The sequence below is a fragment of the Nocardiopsis protaetiae genome (genome assembly GCF_045446735.1).
GTDB classification, from domain to species: Bacteria; Actinomycetota; Actinomycetes; order Streptosporangiales; family Streptosporangiaceae; genus Nocardiopsis; species Nocardiopsis protaetiae.
Map to the genome: position 1 here is coordinate 1 of NZ_JBJJBV010000370.1, position 5,454 is coordinate 5,454.

At 71.3% G+C, this 5,454-nt stretch carries 5 protein-coding genes; 3 read left to right on the forward strand and 2 right to left on the reverse strand.

Annotation, left to right across the window (positions count from 1 at the left end):
• The first annotated feature begins 133 nt into the window (after positions 1-133).
• Positions 134-1,237 carry an HNH endonuclease signature motif containing protein gene (locus ACJOT3_RS32085; protein WP_406976888.1) on the forward strand — a complete coding sequence of 368 codons (1,104 nt, stop codon included), beginning with the start codon at positions 134-136 and terminating at the stop codon, positions 1,235-1,237.
• Positions 1,238-1,360: 123 nt separating this feature from the next.
• Positions 1,361-2,176: an alpha/beta fold hydrolase gene (locus tag ACJOT3_RS32090; RefSeq protein ID WP_406976889.1), complete on the forward strand. Its 816-nt coding sequence runs from the start codon at positions 1,361-1,363 to the stop codon at positions 2,174-2,176.
• Between the two features lie 344 nt (positions 2,177-2,520).
• Here ACJOT3_RS32090 and ACJOT3_RS32095 read toward each other — a convergent pair whose 3' ends face one another.
• A complete protein-coding gene (locus tag ACJOT3_RS32095; protein WP_406976890.1) occupies positions 2,521-3,411 on the reverse strand; it encodes an aldo/keto reductase in 891 nt (296 codons plus the stop codon).
• A 47-nt stretch (positions 3,412-3,458) separates the two neighbouring features.
• Between ACJOT3_RS32095 and ACJOT3_RS32100 the strand changes: the two genes are divergently transcribed.
• Entirely contained in the window at positions 3,459-3,845 is a 387-nt protein-coding gene (locus ACJOT3_RS32100) for a MerR family transcriptional regulator (protein ID WP_406976891.1), read from the forward strand.
• Positions 3,846-4,206: 361 nt separating this feature from the next.
• Here the strand turns inward: ACJOT3_RS32100 and ACJOT3_RS32105 are convergent, their stop codons facing one another.
• Positions 4,207-4,809 carry a TetR/AcrR family transcriptional regulator gene (locus ACJOT3_RS32105; RefSeq protein ID WP_406976892.1) on the reverse strand — a complete coding sequence of 201 codons (603 nt, stop codon included), beginning with the start codon at positions 4,807-4,809 and terminating at the stop codon, positions 4,207-4,209.
• Positions 4,810-5,454: the final 645 nt, after the last annotated feature.

Sequence of the window (5,454 nt, forward strand, 5' to 3'; positions counted from 1 at the left end):
GGCACGGTAGAACAGCATGTGGAGCCTCTGGTGGGGCGGGTTTTCTTGGTCGTTAATCCATCTACCAGGGGCTTCTTGCTGTTCAGAAGGGCTTCAGGGAGACCGGTACGGGGCTGTGACCTGCACCTTCAGGATGAAAAAGGCTCAGTGGCTTACCCACGCCTGCCGCATCCCCGCCCGTCAGGCCGCCGACCTGTACAACCTCGCCCGAACCTTCAGTCAGGGCCGGCTCCCCGCCACCGAGGCCGCGTTCCACGACGGGACGTACTCTCTCGACGAGGCGGTGGCGGTGGTCAAAGCCACCGACAAGGCCGTCGAGGCCCTGGAGGACGCCACCTTCCCCGACGGGATCGAGCCCCTGGACCCCGACCGGTTGCGGGAGGTGATGGAGGCCGACATCCTCGCCACACGCTGGAACGGCGGCGTGTTGTCGGTGGCCCAGATCGGCCGCCACGCCGCCCGGTTGCAGGCGGCCCTGCTCCCCGACCGGTTAGAGGACGACCACGCCCGCGCCCACGCCGAACGCGGCGCCCGCCTGGACATCACCCCCAACGGCAAGTTCCTCTTCTCCGCCTGGGGCTCGGCCGCCGACGCCGCACGCCTCCAGGCCTGCCTGGACTCCTACACCCTGCCCCCGGAGGAGGGCACCCTGCCCGGGGATGAGCGGTCACGGCAGCGGCGGGTCTACGACGCGTTCCTCACCGCCATGGACGTCGCCCACACCCACCACGCCTGCACCGAGTCCGAAACCCCGGTGGTGCGGTTGCAGGTCACCGTGCCCGACACCGTCCTGGCCGGCGACCCCACCACCGGCGAGGCGGCCACCACCGACACCGGGCAGCCCCTGCCCGTCTCGGTCCTGCGCGAATGGCTGACCCGGGGCACCCTCCGCCCCTTGGCCGTCACCAAGGACGGGGTCGTCACCCACGTGGGGGAAGAACGGCGCATGGCCTCCCCCGGCATGCGCGCTGCGGCGTTCGCCCGCCACACCACCTGCGCCTGGCCCAGCGGCTGCGACCGCCCACTGCGCCACTGCCAGGCCGACCACATCGTGGAGTTCTTCCAGGGCGGCCCCACCCGCGCCGACAACCTCCAACCCCTCTGTTCGGCGCACAACCGGCTCAAACACCAACGTTCCCTCGCCAGAGCCCGCCGCCGCCATTGGACCCCTCACCCCGTCCGGGCGGCGCCTCAAGGGTTTCTCCGGGGTGCGTCACTGGGGCGTCTCGATGTCTGACCGACCCGGAAAGACCTGTTATGACCGGCCCTGGGTCGGCAGGGCGACCAAACCTTTGGTGGTCTCCCCGGGTGTTCCTTCGATTCGCCACATCTTGGGCGGGCTCTCTGGGATGATCGCGGCATGACGACGAACACCGGACCGGCTGCCCCGCCTGTCACCGATGTCCGCATTCCCGTCTCCGGAGGTGGCCGGCTGTGGGCCGAGCACAGTGGCTCCGGCCGCCCGGTGGTGCTGCTGCACGGCGCCGGTATGGACTCTCGCCTGTGGGATGACGTCGCACCGGAGTTGGCCCGGCACCACCAGGTGTTCCGCTTCGACGCCCGCGGCCTGGGGTGCTCTACGACCCCGGAACGGCCGTTCAGCGATGTCGAGGATCTTCGGGCGGTCCTCGACCACTTCGGTCTGCGCCGGGCCTCGCTGGTGGGTTTGAGTATGGGCGGGGAGACCGCGCTGGACTTCGCCCTCGCGTATCCCGACCGGGTGGAGGCGCTGGGTCTGGTCGGCAGCTCGGTCGGTGGGCATGTGTGGCCGGAGGATCCGGATTCGGCGGCCTATGACGCGGCCCGCCGAGAGCGGGACGCGGAGGAGCTGGCCCGGCTTGAGCTGTCGGTGTGGGCTCCCCTGGGCCGGACGGCTCCCGGCGGGGAACTGATCGAAGAGATGGTGGACGACAACTCCCACCGGCGCATCGTGAGCGAGCGGTACTGCACGCCCTCACCACACCCCGACGCCGAAGCACGCCTCGGCGACATCGCCGCGCCGACGCTGGTCGTCCACGGCGACCATGATCACCCTGAGATCGCTGTGATCGCGAAGCGGCTCGTCGCCGGTATCCCCGGCGCCCGTGGTCAGGTGATCCCGGGTACCGACCATTACCTGCCTCTGCGCGCCCCCGAGCGTCTCACCGAGCTGTTGTTGGCCCACCTGTCCGAATGAACGGAGTCGGTGGTGTCGGACGTGGTGGAAGGTGACCCCTGCGGCGAACGGTCGTGAGGCGGTGGATGCGGATGGCGACTCCGTGACGCCGTCGGTGATCGTTGCGCCGCACTTCAGGCCCCGCAACGGTGCAGTGCAGTGCTGGGTGCCACCGCTTCTTCTTCTTCGCGGAGCTGTCCCCCCGAGGTTCACCAGTCCGGTTCGGCCGCCGGCCAGGAGCACGAATCCGCCCGCGCCCACGACCTCCCGGAAGCGGTCGTCGGAGTCGCGGCGGACGTAGGGGCGGAACCGACCGGTCCCGTGGTCGGCTTCGGCCTCGGAACCGGCACGGGGCCGTCTCCGGGTCAGTCCTTCGAGGGGTGCCGGGCGTTCAATCGGCGGACCTGGTCGTCGGACAGTTCCAGCCGTGCGGCCGCCGCGTTCTCCGCGAGGTGGTCGGCCGAGGTCGTGCCCGGGATGGGCAGGATGTGGGCGCCCCGGCGTAGCAGCCAGGCCAGCTGTACCTGGACGGGCGTCGCCCCCGTCTCGGCGGCGATCTCGGCCACCGGGGAGGCGGCCGCCGGCTCCCCCATCGCGACCGGGAAGAACGGTACGAACGCGATGCCCAGTTCCGCGGTGCGGTCCACCACCGGGTCGTGGTCGCGGGCGGTGTGGTTGTAGAGGTTCTGGACGGCGGAGATCGGGGTGACGGCGTGGGCGCGTTCCAGGGTGGGGACGTCGACCTCTGACAGGCCGATCGCCTGTGCTTTGCCTTCCCGCTGTGCCTGTGCCAGGGCTTCCACCTGGTCTTCGACCGGGACGTCCGGGTCGACGCGGTGCAGGTAGAGCAGGTCGATGGTGTCGGTGCCCAGGCGGCGCAGGCTGGCCTCGACCTGTTGGCGCAGGTAGGCGGGGTGGCCCAGCGGCACCCATTCGGTGGGGCTCGGTCGGGTGACGCCGACCTTGGTGGCGATGGTGGCGCCCGAGCCGCGCAGTGCCTCCCCGAGCAGCCGTTCGCCCTCGCCCAGGGCGTAGGCGTCGGCGGTGTCGAAGTGGTCGATGCCCAGGTCCAGAGCCCGGTGCAGGAGGGCGGTGAGGGTGTCCCGGTCGGTGGGGGCGTTCCAGACGGGGGCGGTGGCCCCGGCCCGCTGGTGGGGGGCGTCGGCGAAGCGCATGGTGCCCAGGCCGATGCGGGAGACGGGGGGAAGTGAAGGGGCGGTGTGCGGCGCGGGGGTGTTCGTGGTGTTCTCTGTCATGCGAGGACGTTAGGAGCTGACATCGGTGAGAGGGGCAAGGGGACGTGGTGCGGATCACTGAAATGCGGATCGGGGATCTTGCCGCGCGGACGGGTGTCGGTGTGCGGCTGCTCCGGTATTACGAGGAGCAGGGGTTGTTGGCGCCGCGGCGGACGGCGGCGGGGCAGCGGGTGTACGAGCCCGGTGATGTGGAGACGGTGCGCCGGATCCGTCGCCTGTTGGAGGCGGGGCTGGGTACCAGGGTGATCCGGATCGTTCTGGGGTGCGTGTGCGGGGGCGAGGGTGATGTGGAGCCCTGCCTGGATCCGCTGCTGCTGGAGGAGTTGGAGCGGATGGACGGTGAGCTGGCCCGGCTCGCCCGGCACCGGAGGGCGGTGGAGGGGTTGCGCCCGGGGGCGCCGGCGATGACGTCGGAGGGGGTGTCGGCGGGCTGAGCGCGCACGGCGCTCCGCCCCGCGGGGGTCCGTCCTCCCCCGCGGTGACGGCGCGCCGAACGGGCTCAGCCGTTCCGTGGCGGGGCCGCGTCCGGGTCTTGGCCGGGGTGCGGGTCGGGGTTGTTCACGGTCGTGGTCCTCCGGACTCGGGGTCGGCGGCCGCGGTGGGCGTGCGGCCGCGGAGGAGGGGACGATCGGTTCGGGGGCAGGAGGACGGACTTCTTCCAGAAGAAGTTTCTAGAAAAAGTATCTGTTTTTCATGGCGGAAGCACAACCCCATGAGACGACATGGTGACCATTCGTCCGTCCGCGCATCACGGGAGGCCTCCGCGGGCCCGGAGCCCGGCCCGGCCCCCGGGCCTTACTCCGGGTCGGGTCGCAGGGAGCGCCAGATGCGGTCGGGCAGGACGCGTTCGGCCTCGGCCAGGTCCACGTCGTAGGTGTCCGACGCCCAGCGCCGGGCCACCTCCGCCACCGGGCCGATCGCCAGCGCCTCGATCATGGACCCCGGCATCGGCGCGATCTCCCCGGCCTCCACGCGTTCGCGCACCCACGCCATGATCCCGGCGAGCCGTTCGTCCTTGGCCCGGCGGATCCGCCGCACGTGCTCCTCGTCCAGGCCGGAGGCGGCGAAGGTGTGCAGCAGGAACGCCGCGTCCGGGTTCTCCACGGTGAAGCGCAGGTAGGCCTCGACCAGGGCCCGCACCCCCTGGCGGGCGTCGCGGGCGGAGAACACCGCCTCGTGCATCCGGTCGCACAGGCGCTCCAGCCATCGCAGGTACAGGGCGACGGTGAGGCCCTCGAAGCTGCCGAAGTGGTGGTAAAGGCTTCCCAGACTGGCATCGCCGGCGTCGGTGACGGCGTTCACGGTGAACGACCGGCGCCCGGGTGAGGCGTAGAGCTCCAGGGCGGCGGCCAGCAGGCGTTCGACGGTGGCCTCGCCGCGCTTCTGCTTAGGGGGCATGGTGGCGGCCCTTCGCTGTCATTGCAGCAGGATAAGCCGTGCCGGCCACCGCCCCCGCGCGGCCGTTCGGGAAGCCCTCGGGGGCCGGAGGGGGTGTGGCCGGATGTGGTCACGGGGCGGGGAGGTGCAGGTCGGGGAGGCGTCCCGGGGGTGGCGGCGCGGGCTCCGTCCCCGAACACCGGCGGACCGCGGTGATTCCGCATACCATCTGGAACCGAGGACCGACCCGGTCGTCCCCCACGCTGTCCCGGTGTCCCGGCGTCCCCCACCTTGCCCCGGGGACGCCCCCGGCCTCCTGTGGCCGTCACGACTCCGTCCGACCCCCCGGGTCGGGCGGGCGCGGGAACCGTGGCGCGGTGTCCGCGAGAGCGGGCGCGGACAGCGCGCACGCCCCCCGGCACGCGGCCCGCGAGAGGCCCCGCCCCGGTTGGGGGCGGGGCCTCGTGCCGTTTTCCAGGGTTCTGTTTCCCGGTGTGGCCGGCCCTGTGAACGGTGCGTAAAACACTGACATGTCGCGGCAAACCTTCCGGCAGAAATTCACATAACCGCACATCAGGGACTATCGGCGCTTTTAGCCTGTTCATTCCTGTACCGCTCCCGCCGCCCCGGTGGCGAGAGCATCCGGTGCGGGAGAGCGAGAAGCGG